Annotated in this window: 16 protein-coding genes and 2 pseudogenes; 10 read left to right on the top strand and 8 right to left on the bottom strand. The window is 65.4% G+C overall.

Going from position 1 to position 17126, the window contains the following annotated elements:
- Positions 1–2 precede the first annotated feature (2 nt).
- The gene (locus EET10_RS10910) at positions 3–485 is read right to left on the bottom strand and encodes a flavodoxin family protein (protein WP_167480160.1); all 483 of its coding nucleotides are present in this window, start codon (positions 483–485) and stop codon (positions 3–5) included.
- Positions 486–591: 106 nt separating this feature from the next.
- A complete protein-coding gene (locus EET10_RS10905; protein ID WP_246013629.1) occupies positions 592–1578 on the bottom strand; it encodes a GNAT family N-acetyltransferase in 987 nt (328 codons plus the stop codon).
- Positions 1579–1902: 324 nt separating this feature from the next.
- Between EET10_RS10905 and EET10_RS10900 the strand changes: the two genes are divergently transcribed.
- The 4 genes from EET10_RS10900 to EET10_RS10885 all read left to right on the top strand — a co-directional run bounded on the left by EET10_RS10900 (position 1903) and on the right by EET10_RS10885 (position 6587).
- Entirely contained in the window at positions 1903–2151 is a 249-nt protein-coding gene (locus EET10_RS10900) for a hypothetical protein (protein ID WP_051490539.1), read from the top strand.
- 192 nt (positions 2152–2343) lie between these two features.
- Positions 2344–4185 carry an AMP-dependent synthetase/ligase gene (locus EET10_RS10895; protein ID WP_122502141.1) on the top strand — a complete coding sequence of 614 codons (1842 nt, stop codon included), beginning with the start codon at positions 2344–2346 and terminating at the stop codon, positions 4183–4185.
- Between the two features lie 57 nt (positions 4186–4242).
- Positions 4243–5367 carry an Rv2629 family ribosome hibernation factor gene (locus tag EET10_RS10890; RefSeq protein ID WP_036403601.1) on the top strand — a complete coding sequence of 375 codons (1125 nt, stop codon included), beginning with the start codon at positions 4243–4245 and terminating at the stop codon, positions 5365–5367.
- A gap of 119 nt (positions 5368–5486) precedes the next feature.
- The gene (locus EET10_RS10885; RefSeq protein ID WP_036403603.1) at positions 5487–6587 is read left to right on the top strand and encodes a ferritin-like domain-containing protein; all 1101 of its coding nucleotides are present in this window, start codon (positions 5487–5489) and stop codon (positions 6585–6587) included.
- On the opposite strand, the gene EET10_RS31610 is transcribed toward EET10_RS10885, so the two are convergent.
- Positions 6588–8369, bottom strand: a complete 1782-nt coding sequence (locus EET10_RS31610; RefSeq protein ID WP_280177811.1) for an alpha/beta hydrolase fold domain-containing protein — start codon at positions 8367–8369, stop codon at positions 6588–6590.
- Positions 8335–8415, bottom strand: a pseudogene (locus tag EET10_RS30750) (hypothetical protein); the annotation flags it as partial. The pseudogene EET10_RS30750 and the gene EET10_RS31610, both read right to left, overlap by 35 nt.
- Positions 8416–8739: 324 nt before the next feature.
- Here EET10_RS30750 and EET10_RS10875 point away from each other — a divergent pair.
- Positions 8740–10122, top strand: coding sequence for an IS1380 family transposase (locus EET10_RS10875; RefSeq protein WP_036400547.1), 1383 nt, complete (start codon positions 8740–8742; stop codon positions 10120–10122).
- Positions 10123–10344: 222 nt separating this feature from the next.
- Complete coding sequence (locus tag EET10_RS10870; RefSeq protein WP_063468676.1) at positions 10345–11655, top strand: phosphoribosyltransferase; 1311 nt, start codon at positions 10345–10347, stop codon at positions 11653–11655.
- Positions 11656–11680: 25 nt separating this feature from the next.
- On the opposite strand, the gene EET10_RS10865 is transcribed toward EET10_RS10870, so the two are convergent.
- Positions 11681–11971, bottom strand: a complete 291-nt coding sequence (locus EET10_RS10865; RefSeq protein ID WP_036403606.1) for a DUF1876 domain-containing protein — start codon at positions 11969–11971, stop codon at positions 11681–11683.
- Between the two features lie 133 nt (positions 11972–12104).
- Between EET10_RS10865 and EET10_RS10860 the strand changes: the two genes are divergently transcribed.
- Positions 12105–13505 (top strand): IS1380 family transposase, encoded by a 1401-nt coding sequence (locus EET10_RS10860; protein WP_122502310.1) that lies wholly within the window; start codon positions 12105–12107, stop codon positions 13503–13505.
- Between the two features lie 368 nt (positions 13506–13873).
- Here the strand turns inward: EET10_RS10860 and EET10_RS10855 are convergent, their stop codons facing one another.
- Positions 13874–14167 (bottom strand): PIN domain-containing protein, encoded by a 294-nt coding sequence (locus tag EET10_RS10855; RefSeq protein WP_051490540.1) that lies wholly within the window; start codon positions 14165–14167, stop codon positions 13874–13876.
- 97 nt (positions 14168–14264) lie between these two features.
- Entirely contained in the window at positions 14265–14492 is a 228-nt protein-coding gene (locus tag EET10_RS10850) for a type II toxin-antitoxin system VapB family antitoxin (protein ID WP_036403611.1), read from the bottom strand.
- Between the two features lie 20 nt (positions 14493–14512).
- Here EET10_RS10850 and EET10_RS29155 point away from each other — a divergent pair, with 20 nt between their 5' ends.
- The 3 genes and pseudogenes from EET10_RS29155 to EET10_RS10840 all read left to right on the top strand — a co-directional run bounded on the left by EET10_RS29155 (position 14513) and on the right by EET10_RS10840 (position 15570).
- Complete coding sequence (locus EET10_RS29155) at positions 14513–15085, top strand: hypothetical protein (RefSeq protein ID WP_136624727.1); 573 nt, start codon at positions 14513–14515, stop codon at positions 15083–15085.
- 57 nt (positions 15086–15142) lie between these two features.
- Positions 15143–15277 (top strand): annotated as a pseudogene (locus tag EET10_RS32240) (colicin D domain-containing protein); the annotation flags it as partial.
- Complete coding sequence (locus EET10_RS10840; RefSeq protein WP_081260856.1) at positions 15277–15570, top strand: colicin immunity domain-containing protein; 294 nt, start codon at positions 15277–15279, stop codon at positions 15568–15570. The pseudogene EET10_RS32240 and the gene EET10_RS10840, both read left to right, overlap by 1 nt.
- A 170-nt stretch (positions 15571–15740) precedes the next feature.
- Here EET10_RS10840 and EET10_RS10835 read toward each other — a convergent pair whose 3' ends face one another.
- Positions 15741–17123 (bottom strand): IS1380 family transposase, encoded by a 1383-nt coding sequence (locus EET10_RS10835; protein WP_036400547.1) that lies wholly within the window; start codon positions 17121–17123, stop codon positions 15741–15743.
- Positions 17124–17126: the final 3 nt, after the last annotated feature.

Genomic DNA, 17126 nt, shown 5'->3' with positions numbered 1-17126 from the left:
TGTCAGGACGCCGCTCTGGACCCCGCGACCCGCTCGCGAATCCGTTCCGCGAAAGCCGCGGCCCGATCCAGGTCGTGGTGGTCTGGCCGGCCCTTGTTGATCCCGCCGATGTACCCGAACGGCCCCACGGTGTCGAGGCCCCGGCAGGAGAACAACCCGATCACCTCAAAACCCTTGGCACCGAGCTGTTTTCCCATCGGCTTGTGATAGCTCATCAGCGGGATCTCGCGGGCGCCGCTGGTGAAGAAGGTGAACGCCGCAACGCCGTCGACCTGCGGCAGGCGACGCAAGAAGCTTCGTAACCTCGGGTGCACCGCCATGTAGTAGATGCCTGATCCGAAGCCGACGAGGTCGTAGTCGCCGAGCGTGTGCGGATCGACTTGCTCGGGTTCGACTACCTGGGCGTGCAGCACCTCGGCCATCCGGTCGGCGACGCGGCGGGTGTTGCCGTGCGACGTCGACACGCACACGACGAGCGATTTCATCGACCAACTCCTTCCGATACCGAAGCCGGACAGGTCCATGCTGCGCAGCCACCTCGCCGTCGGGTAGGGCGCAAAGGCCCCAGATGGCAGAGGCGTTGTACCCGGCTCAGTCGAACGCGTGGATCACCTGGTAGGCCACGGTCAGGATCTGTTTGCGCAGGACGTCATCGAGGGGCAGGTCTCGGAGGGCCGGGATCTGCACCGTCGTGGTGAGCACCCCGGGATCCTCCCGCTCCCAATCGGGATGCAGCTTGCGCACCAACGCATGAACGGCGTCGTTGTCGGCTTGCACCAGCGCAAAGAAGCGGTCGATGCCGTCGGTGCGTGCCGCGATCGCCAGGGCGGTCAGCAGCAGCGTTCCGATCCCCCGCCGCTGATACGCGTCGCCGACGGTAAGCGCGACCTCGGCCAGGCCGGGGTCGTCCTTGTCCCGAACGAACCTGCCGACCGCGACGACCGGACCGTCGGCGCCATCGGTCATGACCCAGACGAAATGATCGACATAGTCGACCTCGAACAGGTAGGCCAGCCGCGCATCGTTGAGCTGGTATGACGACATGAAGCGCCGATACAGGGTTTCTCGGGAGAACGTCCCGCTGCTCTGGGACCGTTCGGCGTCGCCGGGCAGGACCGGGCGCAACAGCAGATCAGGATGGTCTTCGACGGATACCGGGATCGGGGCGGCGTAGGCCGCCAGCCGTTGTCGCGCGGTGCGGACCATTCGCTCGGCGACCTCGGGGATGGCCAGCATGGCCTCGAAGGCATCGTTGTATCCCCGATAGCCGCACACGTCGTCTTTGGCGATCACCGTCGCCGTCCTCATGGTGTGCCGCAACAAGGCGATTTCGCCGACGATCAGCCCCGGCGACAGCTCCGTCACCGATATCTGACCGTCCCGGTCGACGTGCCTGACCTCGACCCGGCCGGCGGTGATGATGACAAACGACTCCGCCCGGTCACCCTGGCGCATCAAAACCTCGCCCGCGACCGAATGCAGCGGCTTCAGGTGGTCAGCCAACGCTGTGAGCTGCTCCGTCGCGATGTCGGCGAATACCTCCACCGCTGCCAGATCCTGTGCCCGGACCGAGCTCACCCCGGCCCGCCCACCAACGCGGCCGGCGCCGCCACGCGGTGATCGGTTGCTACAGCAGTCATCTCGCTCATTCCTCGGGTTGCCCGACATCCCCAACATCCCCAACATCCCCAACATCCCCAACATCCCCAACAGCGAAGTACGCTACTCGCCCGGTCCAGCTTTGGCCTGGGCCGAAAGACCCTTCCGCGGAGGACTTCGGCGGGTCCGGACAACGACCAAAGCACACCGGCAACGTGCTGTTGGCCTCTAGGGCCGGGGAGGCGCCGGTGGTCAGATCGATAGTGACAAGCTGACCAACTCGGGAGTTACCGGGAGACCACGATGAACGCAGCGATCTGGCGGCATCACAAGGTCACGACGATCTATCAGGTGACCGATCGACTGCACGACGGACGTACTGCCCGAGTAACCGTGAACGAGATCACGGCGACGGTGGCGGGCTGGCTGTCGGAATTGGGCGTCCAAAGCCCGTTGGTCGACGACCTGGCATGCGCGGTGCGTACCGGTGACTGGCCGACGGCGTATGCGATCGGCGAATGCCTGTCCATTCAGGTGAGCATCGCGGCCTGAACCCGGCCGCCTGACGCCTGACGCCTGACGCCTGAAGGGACGATTTCCGATAGCTGGATGACTTTGGTCCCTATACCTGCTCGGGCAACCGCAGAAGCATCGGAGGTGTCAAGGCACAACAGAAGAGATCGTCATGCACCACTTCGTTAACCAATCAATGTTGATTCCTTTGGGCGAGAAGGGATTTTCGTCATGAATGCCGCACTCGCCTCGCTGGAGAAACCCGATTTCTCCAAGATCGAGAGCCGGCCGCCGTCGGTGGCGAGGATGTTCCTCGACCGGGTGGCCGCCACCCCCCACGCGGAGGCCTTCCGCTATCCCCACGATCACGGTTGGGAGCGCGTCACCTGGGAGCAGGTCGGTGAGCGCGTGCGCCACCTCGCCGCGGGGCTGATCTCGCTCGGGATTGCCGCCGAGGACCGGGTGGCACTTGCCAGCTCGACGCGCTACGAGTGGGTGCTCACCGACTTCGCGGTGATGTGTGCCGGCGCCGCAACCACCACCGTCTACCCGACGACCATCGCCCCCGATGTCGCCTACATCGTTGCCAACTCCGGCAGCCGGATCGTCGTCGCCGAGGATCAGAAGCAGGTCGACAAGTTGCTCGCGCACCGCGCCGAACTGCCTGCGGTGAGCAAGGTCGTCATCATCGACGGCAACGGTGACGGGGATTGGGTGATCACCCTCGCCGATCTGGAGCAGCTGGGTAAACAACTGCTGGCCGACTCCCCCAACGCCGTCGAGGAGCGGGCGGCAGCCGTCGGTCCGGACCAGCTGGCCAGCCTGATCTACACCTCGGGCACCACCGGACGGCCCAAGGGGGTGCGGCTGACCCACGGGGCCTGGACATACACCGCCGCGGCCATCGACGCCCTCAACGTGCTCGGCCCCGACGACCTGAACTTCCTGTGGCTACCGCTGGCCCACGCCTTCGGCAAGGTGATGCTGGCGCTGCCGCTGTCGATCGGGTTCACCACCGCCATCGACGGGCGCGTCGAGAAGATCGTCGACAATCTCGCCGTGCTGCATCCCACCGTCATGGGTGCCGCTCCCCGCATCTTCGAAAAAGCCCATGCCCGCATCGAGCAGATGGTCGCCGAGCAAAGCCGTTTCAAGAGAACGGTTTTCGGGTGGTCGATGAGGGTGGGGTTGAAGGTGTCGGCGGCCAGGCAAAAGGGCCGGAAACCGTCGCCGGCCGCGACACTGGCATACAAACTGGCCGACCGGCTGGTGTTCTCGACCATCCGCGAGCGTTTCGGCGGCCGGATCCGGTTTTTCGTGTCCGCCGCGGCCGCCCTGGACCGCAACGTCGCGCAGTGGTTCGACGCGATCGGCATCACCGTCCTCGAGGGATACGGGCTGACCGAGACCGCCGCGGCGTCGTTCATCAACCGCCCGCACGCGTACCGGTTCGGCACGGTGGGCTGGCCGTTCCCCGCCACCGAGGTCAAGATCGCCGGCGACGGCGAAATCCTGCTCAGGGGGCCCGGTTTGATGACTTCGTATCACGATCTGCCCGAGGCAACCACCGAGGCTCTCGACCAGGACGGGTGGTTCCACACCGGCGATATCGGTGAGGTCGACGCCGACGGCTACCTGCGGATCACCGACCGCAAGAAGGACATGTTCAAGACCTCCCAGGGCAAATACGTGGCACCTTCGGCGATCGAAGTGCGCTTCAAGGGCCTGTGCCCGTATGTGGGCGAACTCATCGTCATCGGCGAAGGCAAGCCCTACTGCGTGGCACTGGTCAGCCTGGACCGCGAGGCGATCACCGACTGGGCCGCCAAACACGGGTTGGCCGGCCGCTCGTTCGCCGAAATCGCCGGCGACAGCCGGACGCGGGACCTGATCGCGGGATACATCGACATGCTCAACGCGGAACTGAATCGGTGGGAGCAGCTCAAGAAATTCACCATTCTCGACCGCGAGCTTTCCATCGAATCCGGCGATTTGACGCCGAGCATGAAGCTGCGCCGCAAGGTGGTCGTCGACAAGTCCGCCGACCAGATAGCGGCGCTGTACCAAGACTGATCGCCGTACAGGCGACCTGCAGGTAAGTATCACGACGACGTAGCGGAGAAGGTGGGCATGCGATCAGAACGCCTGCGATGGCTGGTAACCGCCGAAGGTTCGGTCGCCTCGGTGTATTTCGACGATTCCCACGACACTGCCGATGCCTCCGGGCAACTTGAGGCGAAATGGCGAGATATCCGTCGGCGTCTCGAGGAGCTGGGGGCAGCCGCGGAACTGGTGGGCAGGCTTGAAGACGCGGTGCTGCACCATCGACCGGCCGTGGGTCGTCGCGGCCGCGCGGTCATCGCGACAGCCGACCAGGTGCTGGTCAACGAGCAACTCCTCAGCCCGCCCCCGATGACGGTAGTCCGCCTGTCCGAGTACCCCTATCTGGTGCCATTGATCGACCGCGAAATGCTGTGGCCCACCTACATTTTCGCGGCAGTTGACCACACCGGGGCCGACGTCCGACTGTACCGCGACGGCACCTTCAGTGCCACCAGCATCGACGGCGGCGGCTACCCGGTCCACAAACCGGTCACGGCGGGCTGGAACGGCTACGGCGATCTGCAGCACACGACCGAGGAAGCCATCCGGATGAACTGCCGCGCCGTCGCCGACCACCTCACCCGGCTGGTCGACGACACCGACCCCGAGGTGGTGTTCGTCTGCGGCGAGGTCCGTTCGCGCTCCGACCTGGTTTCGGCATTGCCGCCGCGGGTGGCGCGGCGGGTATCCCAATTGCATGCCGGCGCCCGCACCAGCGGCATCAGCGAGGACGAGATCCGCGACTTGACGGCAGCGGAGTTCGCCCGCCGGCGAGCCGCCGAGCTGACCGACGTCGCGAAGCGTTTCCAGGCGCAGCTGGGACGTGGTTCGGGGCTGGCCGCCGAAGGGGTGGCCGCGGTGTGCGCGGCGCTGCGTGACGGCGACGTCGACACCCTGATCATCGGCGAGCTGGGCGACGCCACGGTGGTCACCGGCGCGGCGCGGACGACGGTCGCTCCCGATGCCGACGCTTTGTCCGAACTGGGTGAGCCGGTGGCACGGGTGGTTCGGGCGGACGAAGCACTGCCGTTTGCCGCGATCGCGGTTGACGCGTCGCTGGTGCGCGCCGACGACCGGCTGACGCCCGCCGACGGTGTGGGCGCGCTGCTTCGATATGCCGCGACCGACAGGCTGGCCGGGCAGAGTCCGTAGGGGGCCCAGGCCGCGTTCAGGTAAACCGTCCGGCAGGCTTGACGCGCTGCCGAACGCCGGTGCAATGTGATACTCGTCATATGACCACTGGTCACGCCGGGCCGGAAAGGCGGCAACTCATGAGCACCAGAGACAAGTACACAGACGTGCCCGCGCCGTACTCCTGGGAGGTCCCCAGTGTCGGCGACGCGCGCTTCACCTGGGAATACGACGACGGACGTGCCCGGCTCCTTTCCCTGTACCAGAAGGGAAAGGACAAGCAGTGGGATGCCCAGTCGCGCATCGACTGGGCGCAAGACGTCAACCCGCACAACCCAGTGGGACTGCCCGACGAGTTTCATCCGCTGTTCGGCAGCCCGATGTGGGACGCCGCAGACGACGCACGTCGCGCCGAGATGCGTCAGCACTTCCAGGCCTGGCAGTTCTCGCAGTTCTTGCACGGCGAGCAGGGCGCGATGGTGTGCGCCGCCAAGATCGTCGAGGTGGTCCCGGACCTGGACGCAAAGTTCTATGCGGCCACCCAGACCATGGACGAGGCCCGGCACGTCGAGGCGTTCTCGCGGTTCCTGCAGGAGAAGGTCGACCTGGTCTACCCGATCAACAAGCACCTGACCGCGCTGCTGGGCGACACCCTGCGCGACTCCCGCTGGGACATGCCCTACCTCGGGATGCAGGTGTTGATCGAAGGGCTCGCGCTCGCCGCGTTCGGGGTGCTGCGTGACATGGCGGCGCCGGACTCGCTGGCCAAGCAGTTGCTGGCCTACGTCATGCAGGACGAGGCCCGGCATGTCGCCTTCGGAAGGATCTCGCTGAAGGACTACTACTCTGCGCTGACCGAGGCCGAGCGGGGCGAGCGCGAAGAGTTCGTCGTGGAAGCCTGCTACCTGATGCGTGACCGGTTCCGCGGCGAGGAGGTTTTCGAGACCCTCGGCATGGACGTCCAGAGGTGCGCCGAGTGGGTTGACACGTCGCCGCTGATGATCCAGTTCCGCTCGCACCTGTTCAGCCGAATCGTGCCGATAGTCAAGGACATTGGGCTATGGGGCGACAAGGTGCAGCAGGCCTTCCGGGACATGGGTGTGCTCGACATGGCCGGCTTCAACATCGAAGCGCTGATGAAAGCCGACGAGGATCAGGCGGAGGCGCTGGACAAGGCACACGCCGAGATGGCCGACCGAGCCCGCGAGGTGGACCAGGTGATCGCGGCGGGCGCCAGCTAGTCAGCTCGCCGTCTGAGCCGGCGCTGTCGTCGCGGCGTCGGTCGCGAAGAACCCCCGTAACGCGTCGGCGATCTGGGCACGAATCGGGGCTCCGGAAACGACCACGTCCACCATGGACAACGACAGGTGCGTGTGTCCCCGAGCCCGCACATGCCGGGTGCGAACCCCTGCTGCCGCAAGCGCTTCGGCGTACGCGTCGCCTTCATCGCGTAGCGGGTCGAACTCTGCTGACACGACGATCGCAGGAGGCAGGCCCGATAGATCCGGCGCACGCAGCGGGGCGATCCTCGGGTCATCCCGTACGTCCGGATCGGCATAGTGGTCAAAGAACCATCGCATCAACGGGGCAGTAAGCCCGTAGCCGTCGGCATTGTCGAAATAGGAACCTCGGGCCTGATCGGTATCGACGACGGGCGTGATCAACGCCTGGCCGACAATCGTCGGCCAGCCCATGTCCCTGGCCAATTGGCAGCCGGCCTCGGCGAGCTTGGTGGGTTCGATCTGGTCGAAGCCGTGGGCGCGCAGATACGTCAAAGCGTCGGCGACGAAATCGATGTGTTGCTCGATCGACACGGCCATATTCGACAACACCGAGGGGCTGTGCGGGCCCGCGATGAGAAAGAGGTTGGGGAACCCCCCGGTCATCAGGCCGAGATAAGTGGACGGACCGGGCCGCCATTTGTCCTTCAGCGCGAGTCCGTCCCGGCCGATGATGTCGACCGCCGCCACCGCGCCCGTAATCGCGTCGAAACCGGTGGCGAACACGATCGCGTCGAACTCGAAAGATTCAGCGGCCGTCGCGATTCCGGTCTTGGTGACGCTCACCAACGGCTGGTCTTGCAGGTTCACCAACCGCACCTGGGGCGCGTTGAACGTGGCGTAGTAGTTGGTGTCCAGGCAGAGCCGTTTCGCGCCGACGGGATAGGTCGTGGGACACAGTGCCTCGGCCGTCTGGGGATCACGCACGATACCGCGGATCTTGCCGCGGATGAACTCGGCAAAGTCGTTGTTGGCCAACGGATTACTCATGACGTCGGTATAGAGGTTCAGCACCTCCAACAGCTCGCCGCGCTGCCAGGCGCGTTCGTAGCGCTGCCGGCGTTCGTCGGCGGACACCGAAAACGCCGGGGTGATCGTGCGCTCCAACGGCACCCCTCCGAAGGAGTACTTCGCCGCTTGCCGGTAGGCCGAATCGTCGACCAACTGGGCGAGCTTGTCCGGGGCGATCGGGCCATTGTGCGCGGGGATCGAAAAGCAGGGTGTGCGCTGGAAGACCGCCAGCTGCGCTGCCTGCGCCGCGATCAACGGGATCGATTGGATTCCCGACGAGCCGGTGCCGACGACACCGACGCGCTTGCCGGTGAAGTCGACGGGCTCATGCGGCCAGCGACTGGTGAAATACAGCTCGCCGGTGAAGTTTTCGACGCCGGGGATGTCGAGGTCCTTGGGTACCGACAGACAGCCCGTCGCCATCACCAGGTAGCGGCAGCCGATCTCGTCGCCGCGATCGGTGCGCACGCGGTAGCCGGACAACGTGTCGTCCCAGTGCGCCTGCATGACCCGGGTACCGAACCGGATGTCGCGACGAAGGTCGTGCTTGTCGGCGACGTGGTTCAGATAGCGCAGGATCTCGGGCTGGGTGCCGTACTTCTCCGACCACTGCCAGTCTTTCGACCGGTCCGTCGAAGCTGAACATGTAGTCGACGCTGGGGATGTCGACCCGCGCGCCGGGATAGCGGTTCCAGTACCAGGTGCCGCCGAGGTCGTCGCCCGCCTCGACAATGCGCATCGATTGACCCGCGAGTCGCAGGCGGTATGCGGCGTACATACCGGCGAAGCCGGCGCCCACCACAACAACATCCACGTTGGAGATGTGCTCATCAGCCATGTGAATCATCATGACTACCCGAGCGCATTTTGTTGAGTGGTTGGCGGTTGCTGACCGTCAATCGGCACGGCAAGGCTGGCCGCCGCCCGGCGCCGGTGGCGATTGTGCCGCGGCGAGGGCTGCAGAAGAAACCTGACAATTAGCCTCGGGCTTTCACACTGAGTGATCTTGATTGCGTGTGTTGAACGAAGAAAGGTGCTCTGAGCTGGGATAATTTGGCTTGCTGAAGGACCAGGTCATCGCAAGAATCGGAGCACCAATCTGGTGGGCAAGTCTAGGTCGTGTTACCCGTCGTTGGCGTTGGATGGTCGTGCAACCGGTGTCGTGTCGCATGCTGGTGCGGTTGTGCTGCTGCGTGCCGCCGAGCGGGTGAGGCTGACCGGGGCGTTGTCGGGCGCGTTGGCGCCGTGGCGTAAACCGCTGGCCAGCCACGACCCCGGCAAGATCGTGCTCGATGTGGCTATCGCGCTGGCGCTCGGTGGGGACTGCCTGGCTGATGTCGGCCTGCTGCGCGCCGAACCCGGGGTGTTCGGTACGGTCGCATCCGATCCCACCGTGTCGAGGTTGATCACTTCGTTGGCCGCAGATGCCCCGAAAGCGTTGGCGGCCATCGGCTCTGCGCGGGCCGCCGCACGTGCCGCGGCGTGGGCGGCTGCTGGACAGGCCTCGCCGGGTCATGGGATCGATGCCGATCACCCGTTGATCATCGATTTGGATGCGACCCTGGTCACCGCGCACTCGGAGAAGGAGAAAGCCGCACCAACATTCAAGCGTGGCTTTGGGTTTCACCCGTTGTGTGCGTTCGTCGATCACGGCAGTGCGGGAACGGGGGAGTCGCTGGCGATCTTGCTGCGGGCCGGCAATGCCGGCTCTAACACCGCCGCCGACCACAAAACGGTCCTCGCGTGCGCGCTGGAGCAATTGCCCTTTCAGGTCGGCTATCGGGTCGGCAAGAAAGTTCTGGTGCGCACCGACGCCGCCGGGGCCACCCACGAATTCCTCAACTACCTGAGCGCGCGCCGGCTGTCCTACTCGCTGGGATTTGCCCTCACCGAGACGATGGCCACCGGCATCGACGCGATTCCCCAGACGGCGTGGACCCCGGCCTACGACGCTGATGGGCAGGTCCGTGACGGGGCGTGGGTCACCGAGGCAACCGGGGTCGTTGACCTGTCGGACTGGCCCGCGGGGATGCGGCTGATCGTGCGCAAAGAACGCCCTCATCCGGGCGCCCAGCTACGTTTCACCGACCGCGACGGGTTACGGCTGACCGCGTTCGTCACCAACACCACCCGTGGGCAGCTGCCCGATCTCGAACTGCGCCATCGCCGCCGCGCCCGCTGCGAAGACCGCATCCGGGTCGCCAAAGACACCGGCCTGGCCAACCTCCCCCTGCACGGATTCGACCAAAACCGGATCTGGTGCGCATTGGTGCAGCTGGCCATGGAGCTGACCGCCTGGTGCCAAATGCTGGCCTTCGAGGAGCACCCGGCGCGGCGCTGGGAACCCAAACGACTACGGCTGCGGCTGTTTTCGATCGCCGGCCGCCTGGCCCGCCACGCCCGCCGAACCCGGCTGCGCCTCGCCGCGCACGCACCCTGGGCCGACGTGTTGACCACCGCGTTGGCCCGCCTGCAACCCGGCTGACCAACTACCCAACCGTCCCCACGACCCCAAGAAAGGACCACCCGGGCCCAAGGAACCCCGCAGAAGCCGCTGACCCGGGCCCACCACCGCACCCCCCAACCGAAAATCAAGATCCAAAACCACAATCCGACCCGATCAGGCCACCACGTCAACCCCACGAAACATCCGGGTTAGGGACCTGTGGCCGTACCGGCAATCCATCAGGCAATGGACACTCAAAATATGAGGCAGTTCACGGATCGCGTCGACGCCGGCCGGCAATTGTCGCGCCGTCTGGAATTCTTACGGGGTCACCATGTGGTGGTGCTGGGTCTGCCGCGAGGCGGTGTTCCGGTGGCTTTCGAAGTCGCCCGGGCGCTGCACGCTCCCCTCGACGTGCTGTTGGTGCGCAAGCTCGGCGTGCCGGCGCACTCCGAGCTCGCGTTCGGCGCCATCGGGGAAGGCGATGTGCGGGTCATCAACGACGACGTGGTGCGCGAGGCACACCTCACCGACCGGGAAATAGCCGCGGTGGAGACCACCCAGCGGGCCGAACTGCAGCGCCGAGCGGAACGGTTCCGCGGCGACCACGTCCCGATCGCGCTCGACGGGCGCATCGCGGTGATCGTCGACGACGGCGTCGCGACCGGAGCCACCGCGCAGGCCGCCTGCCAGGTAGCCCGTGCCCAGAGGGCGAGCCGGGTGATTCTGGCCGTTCCCATCGGAGCGACGGACATCGCCCAACGGTTCGCCGGGTACGCCGACGAGGTGGTGTGCCTGGAAACACCCGTGCCCTACTTCGCGGTCGGCCAGGGATACCGCAACTTCACCCAGACCTCCGACGACGAGGTGGTGGCGCTGCTGCGTCGCGCCCGCGCCGAATTCGGCGCCGTCAGCGAAGCCGGTGACCCGCCGCCGCGCGACGAGGAAGTCCGGGTGGTTGCCGGACCGGTCTCGGTAGCCGGGCGGCTGACCATTCCCGACCACCCCGGCGGCGTGGTCGTTTTCGCTCACGGCAGCGGCAGCAGCCGACACAGCCCGCGCAACCGATACGTCGCCGAGGTGCTCAACCGGGCCGGACTGGCCACCCTGCTGCTCGACTTGCTGACACCCGAGGAAGAACGCAACCGCGCCAACGTTTTTGACATCGGCCTGCTCGCCCGGCGACTGGTCGACGTCACCGGCTGGCTGGCCGGCCAGCCCGACACCGCTTCACTGCCGGTCGGTTTCTTCGGGGCCAGCACCGGGGCCGGCGCGGCCCTGGTTGCCGCCGCACATCCCGGGGTCAAGGTCGCGGCGGTGGTGTCCCGTGGTGGACGGCCCGATCTGGCGGGCGATGCGCTCCGCGACGTACATACGCCGACCCTGTTGATTGTCGGTGGCCGCGACCAACTGGTCCTCGAACTGAACCGGCAGGCGCAGGCGGCGATCCCGGCCGTGTGCGAACTGGCGGTGGTTCCCGGCGCCACTCATCTGTTCGAAGAACCGGGCACGCTGGAGCGCGCGGCAACCCTGGCGCGCGACTGGTTCCTCGAGCACCTCGTCGGTCAATAGGCCGTTGGGTCCGGGAACCAGCGTCTCAGTGATGCAGGCCCGTAACCGGCTGGTGTGTGCTGGCCTGGATGTCGGCCGACGTCACCGCGAACAGCTGATTCGCCAGGTCGGTCAGGGCCCGCGCGATCGCTAGTTCGTCGCCGATCTCGGCCACCGGCTCGTCGGCCGGATCGAGCCGGGCCAAGCCGACACCGACCAGTGTGTGCTCGCCCCAGACCAGCCGCGCCTTGGCCCGGGTTCGTTCGTCGCGCTCCTCGATCAGCACGTCGACATGGCAGGACTTGGCGTTGTTGGCGTTGTTGGCATTGTCGGTCATCGCCGTCTCCTTAGCCTGAATCCGTGGATCGGCTGGTGGTTTGATCGGCGTGTGAACAGCGAAAATGCCTTCTGGCCTGGGATAATACGAGTGCTGAAGTCGTCTTTTTCCAGTGTTCAGGAAGGCATTTTCGGTGCATTCATCGTATACGTTCACTCTCGGGTCGGCGGTGTTTGACGAGCCGAATCTGGTGTCGGCCGCGGGTTTGGTTCCGGTGCTGGAATTGGCTGAGCAGACCGGGCTTTCGGAATTGATCGGTGAGCATGTGGATCTGCCGTCGACACGGGTGGCCTCCGGTGCGGTCAACCCGGTCGGGAAGCTGACCTCGATCATCGCCGGGATGATGTGCGGCGCGGACTGCATCGACGACGTCGACGTGTTGCGTGCCGGCGGCACGCCACGGGTGTTCAACGAGGTGTATGCGCCCTCGACATTGGGGATCTTCTTGCGCGAGTTCACTTTCGGGCATGCCAACCAGCTCGCGGCCGTGGCTCGCGCGCATCTGGTGGCGCTCGCGCAGCGGGTGCCGCTGTTGCCCGGCATCGAAGAGCGCGCCTTTTTGGACATCGACTCGCTGCTGCGTCCGGTCTACGGGCGCCATAAGCAGGGTGCTTCGTTCGGGCACGCCAAGATCGCCAGCCGTGCGCTGCTGCGGTTGGGTCTGTCGCCGCAGATCACCACGATCTCGACCGCGCAGGCCCCACCGGTGATCGCCGAGGCGCGGCTGCGCAGCGGTAAGGCCGGCTCCGGCCGCGCCGCGGCCTGGCAGGTCAAACAAGCCATCACCACCGCCCGCGGGTGCGGGGCCGGCAAGATCATGCTGCGCGGCGACACCGCGTTCGGCAATAAAAAGGTGATCGGCGCCTGCATCGCCGAAGGCGTCGAGTTCTCCCTGTCGATGACCCGAAATCGGGCCATTACCACCGCGGTCGAGGGCATCGACGAGGCCGCCTACACCCCGGTGCACTACCCGGGCGCGGTCGAAGACCCTGACACCGGGGCGCTGATCTCCGATGCCGAGGTCGCCGAAACTCCCTACACCCTACGGCTGGGGCGGGGCAAGAAGATCACGGCCCGACTGGTAGTGCGCCGGGTCAAAGACGCCCGCTACCCGGATGCGTTGTTTCCGGTGTGGCGCTATCACCCATTTCTGACCAACTCCGAGCTGCCCACTGCCGAGGCCGACATCACCCACCGCCGCCACGCCATCATCGAGACCACCTTCGCCGACCTGATCGATGGCCCACTGGCTCGGATCCCTTCAGGGCTGTTCGCCGCGAACTGCGCCTGGTTGGCCTGCGCGGTGATCGCCCATAACCTGCTGCGCGCCACCGGGACCCTCGCCGGCGGTCACCACATCGTGGCCCGCGGTGCCACCCTGCGCCGCGACCTGGTCAACGTGCCCGCCCGCTTCGCCGCACCGGCCCGCAAACCGATGCTGCACCTACCCGTCCACTGGCCCCGGCAAGTCGAGTGGAAAGCCCTGTGGGACAGCGTCATCGGCTACCCGACTGCGCAACCCCGCGCCGCTTGACCAAGCGGCCAGCCCCTGTCCACCCCGCCATCCAGGCCCGACCCGAGGAACCCCTAAAGGAAAAGCTGGTGCAGGCCAGCGGATCACATACACGCCAAAGTGTCCACGCCCCAGCGCCACTCGCCCGAACCCGCCGATGACCACCCGAAATCATCGATCCACGGATTCAGGCTTAGTGTCTGCGAGTGTCTGCGGTCAACCATTGATGCGATCACCGCCGAACCTATGACCAGTAGAGGCAAAAGTCACGAGTCGGCGTACCCGCCGGTGCGGTGGGCGATTTCGAGTGTTGGCCCGGGGCCGGGGCGTAACCGGCGATCGCACGACAACGGCGGCGCCAAAACCTCACCGTCGTCGTTCGACGGCCTCTAGCCGAGGCGGCGGACGGTCAGTGGCCGGACTTCGGCAATCCCGGCGTAATCACAGTCAACGTGCACAACGCCGAGCCCGTGACCAACGGCCGTCTCGGTGATCACCAGGTCCGGGATCGGGGTGCGGTGCCTCATTCCGTAGTGATGAGCGAGGTCACGCTGGAGCGCAAGTGCTCGCTCCAGAACGTCATGTGGCGCCGCCACAATGTCGAAGCTGATGCGCAGCTCGGCCTCCAGCTGGTCGTAATGGCGGGCCGAGCGGGCCGAGTAGAGCTGCTCGCGCTCCCCCACGAGTCAGCTGAACAAACGTCCGGCCGTTTCCGCGAGCAGGTCGCAGACCACGGGATCGGACACACGCGGCGCCGCGCTCTGTCGAGGGTCGAACCTGCTACCGCCACATCCCCTCCGAGCCGAGCACCTCCTCGTCGACGTACCGGGCGAGCCGGGTGAAGTAGCGCCGTTGCTGAGCCGCTCCCTCGTCCTGCGCGTGCTCTGCTTCGGCGGCGGCTCGCCGCAGGGCCTCTTCGACGGTCACGCGTGTGGTCGCGCAGCCCTTGGGGTGTCTTGCACGCGTCAGCAGGTCCTCGTCGATCTCGATCGTCGTCCGCTTCCGCATGCAGACATATTGTCAAGCCGATGTGGGCGACGCGGCGTTTGTGCACGATGGCGGTTTGTCGGCGTGGCAGTCCGGTGGTGCTCGGCTTCGGGGGCGGGCATGTCGCCGGCGCCAAGGCAGGACGGGAAACAACAGGTTACCACCGGGGAGGTGGTGACTTGGGCTGTCCCCGAACACAATTGCCAAAATCAGGGTCACGGGAGGCCTACAACAAGTTGACAAACGACATCGACAACCACAATCGAAATCCGCCCAACTCTTCCGATTGGAACGCGGTTCAGATTTATAACCAAGAAGCCTGGTACTACAACACCTTGAAGGCCCAACTCGAGCGCCAATTAGATGCGGCCAACGCCCATTACCCGCCCACCAAAGAAGCCACCCGCGCCGACATCCCATACTGGACACAACCCGCACCACAACAACCAAAGCAAGGACCCCCCAAAGCGGGAACGGGCCCGCAGACTATCGACGAAATCCCATTACAAACTGACCTCGGCCAAATCGAACGCAAGTATTATCATGCAAAAGATTTTGGTGTGACAGATCCGCGGGGTCGCGCCGGCTTTCGACGCATTCGACGGAGCTGCTAAACAAGTAGTGAAGGACCCCCGACCATACATATCCTAGGCACCTAACGCGGTCAGCCTGCAATACTGAACTACAATCCAAAATCCGGGTTATGCGTCATTCAGACTCCGGATGGAAGATTTATATCAGGCTGGAAGTTGAGCTCTGAACAAGCTGCGTACGTGTTAAACGAGGGGAAGTTGGGCGGTGATTGATGTTTCGTGAAGACGCATCGGTCGAGCGTATGACCGCAAAATATCAAGAGCTGATATCAAGGTTCATCAATCGTGGAATATCTGCTCCGGAGTTTCAATCCTTATACGTTACGGTATTCAAGGACGACGGAGATCAAGTTTCTGGCGCTGAATTCAAGATACTCGACAGATTGTTCGCCGATGTCGATGACTATACCGCCGATCCCGAGTTACGGGAGACGGCGGGTGGTTTAGATGATGAACAATTGCGTACCTGTGCGCGTGAAGCCTACCGAAAGCTGTACGAGAGTTAGCCCGGATGTTTCGTGGGGTTGACGTGGTGGCCTGATCGGGTCGGATTGTGGTTTTGGATCTTGATTTTCGGTTGGGGGGTGCGGTGGTGGGCCCGGGTCAGCGGCTTCTGCGGGGTTCCTTGGGCCCGGGTGGTCCTTTCTTGGGGTCGTGGGGACGGTTGGGTAGTTGGTCAGCCGGGTTGCAGGCGGGCCAACGCGGTGGTCAACACGTCGGCCCAGGGTGCGTGCGCGGCGAGGCGCAGCCGGGTTCGGCGGGCGTGGCGGGCCAGGCGGCCGGCGATCGAAAACAGCCGCAGCCGTAGTCGTTTGGGTTCCCAGCGCCGCGCCGGGTGCTCCTCGAAGGCCAGCATTTGGCACCAGGCGGTCAGCTCCATGGCCAGCTGCACCAATGCGCACCAGATCCGGTTTTGGTCGAATCCGTGCAGGGGGAGGTTGGCCAGGCCGGTGTCTTTGGCGACCCGGATGCGGTCTTCGCAGCGGGCGCGGCGGCGATGGCGCAGTTCGAGATCGGGCAGCTGCCCACGGGTGGTGTTGGTGACGAACGCGGTCAGCCGTAACCCGTCGCGGTCGGTGAAACGTAGCTGGGCGCCCGGATGAGGGCGTTCTTTGCGCACGATCAGCCGCATCCCCGCGGGCCAGTCCGACAGGTCAACGACCCCGGTTGCCTCGGTGACCCACGCCCCGTCACGGACCTGCCCATCAGCGTCGTAGGCCGGGGTCCACGCCGTCTGGGGAATCGCGTCGATGCCGGTGGCCATCGTCTCGGTGAGGGCAAATCCCAGCGAGTAGGACAGCCGGCGCGCGCTCAGGTAGTTGAGGAATTCGTGGGTGGCCCCGGCGGCGTCGGTGCGCACCAGAACTTTCTTGCCGACCCGATAGCCGACCTGAAAGGGCAATTGCTCCAGCGCGCACGCGAGGACCGTTTTGTGGTCGGCGGCGGTGTTAGAGCCGGCATTGCCGGCCCGCAGCAAGATCGCCAGCGACTCCCCCGTTCCCGCACTGCCGTGATCGACGAACGCACACAACGGGTGAAACCCAAAGCCACGCTTGAATGTTGGTGCGGCTTTCTCCTTCTCCGAGTGCGCGGTGACCAGGGTCGCATCCAAATCGATGATCAACGGGTGATCGGCATCGATCCCATGACCCGGCGAGGCCTGTCCAGCAGCCGCCCACGCCGCGGCACGTGCGGCGGCCCGCGCAGAGCCGATGGCCGCCAACGCTTTCGGGGCATCTGCGGCCAACGAAGTGATCAACCTCGACACGGTGGGATCGGATGCGACCGTACCGAACACCCCGGGTTCGGCGCGCAGCAGGCCGACATCAGCCAGGCAGTCCCCACCGAGCGCCAGCGCGATAGCCACATCGAGCACGATCTTGCCGGGGTCGTGGCTGGCCAGCGGTTTACGCCACGGCGCCAACGCGCCCGACAACGCCCCGGTCAGCCTCACCCGCTCGGCGGCACGCAGCAGCACAACCGCACCAGCATGCGACACGACACCGGTTGCACGACCATCCAACGCCAACGACGGGTAACACGACCTAGACTTGCCCACCAG

This window comes from Mycobacterium pseudokansasii (assembly GCF_900566075.1).
Classification (GTDB): domain Bacteria; phylum Actinomycetota; class Actinomycetes; order Mycobacteriales; family Mycobacteriaceae; genus Mycobacterium; species Mycobacterium pseudokansasii.
Note: the sequence above shows the minus strand (reverse complement) of the source record. Positions and strands in the feature narration are given on the sequence as shown.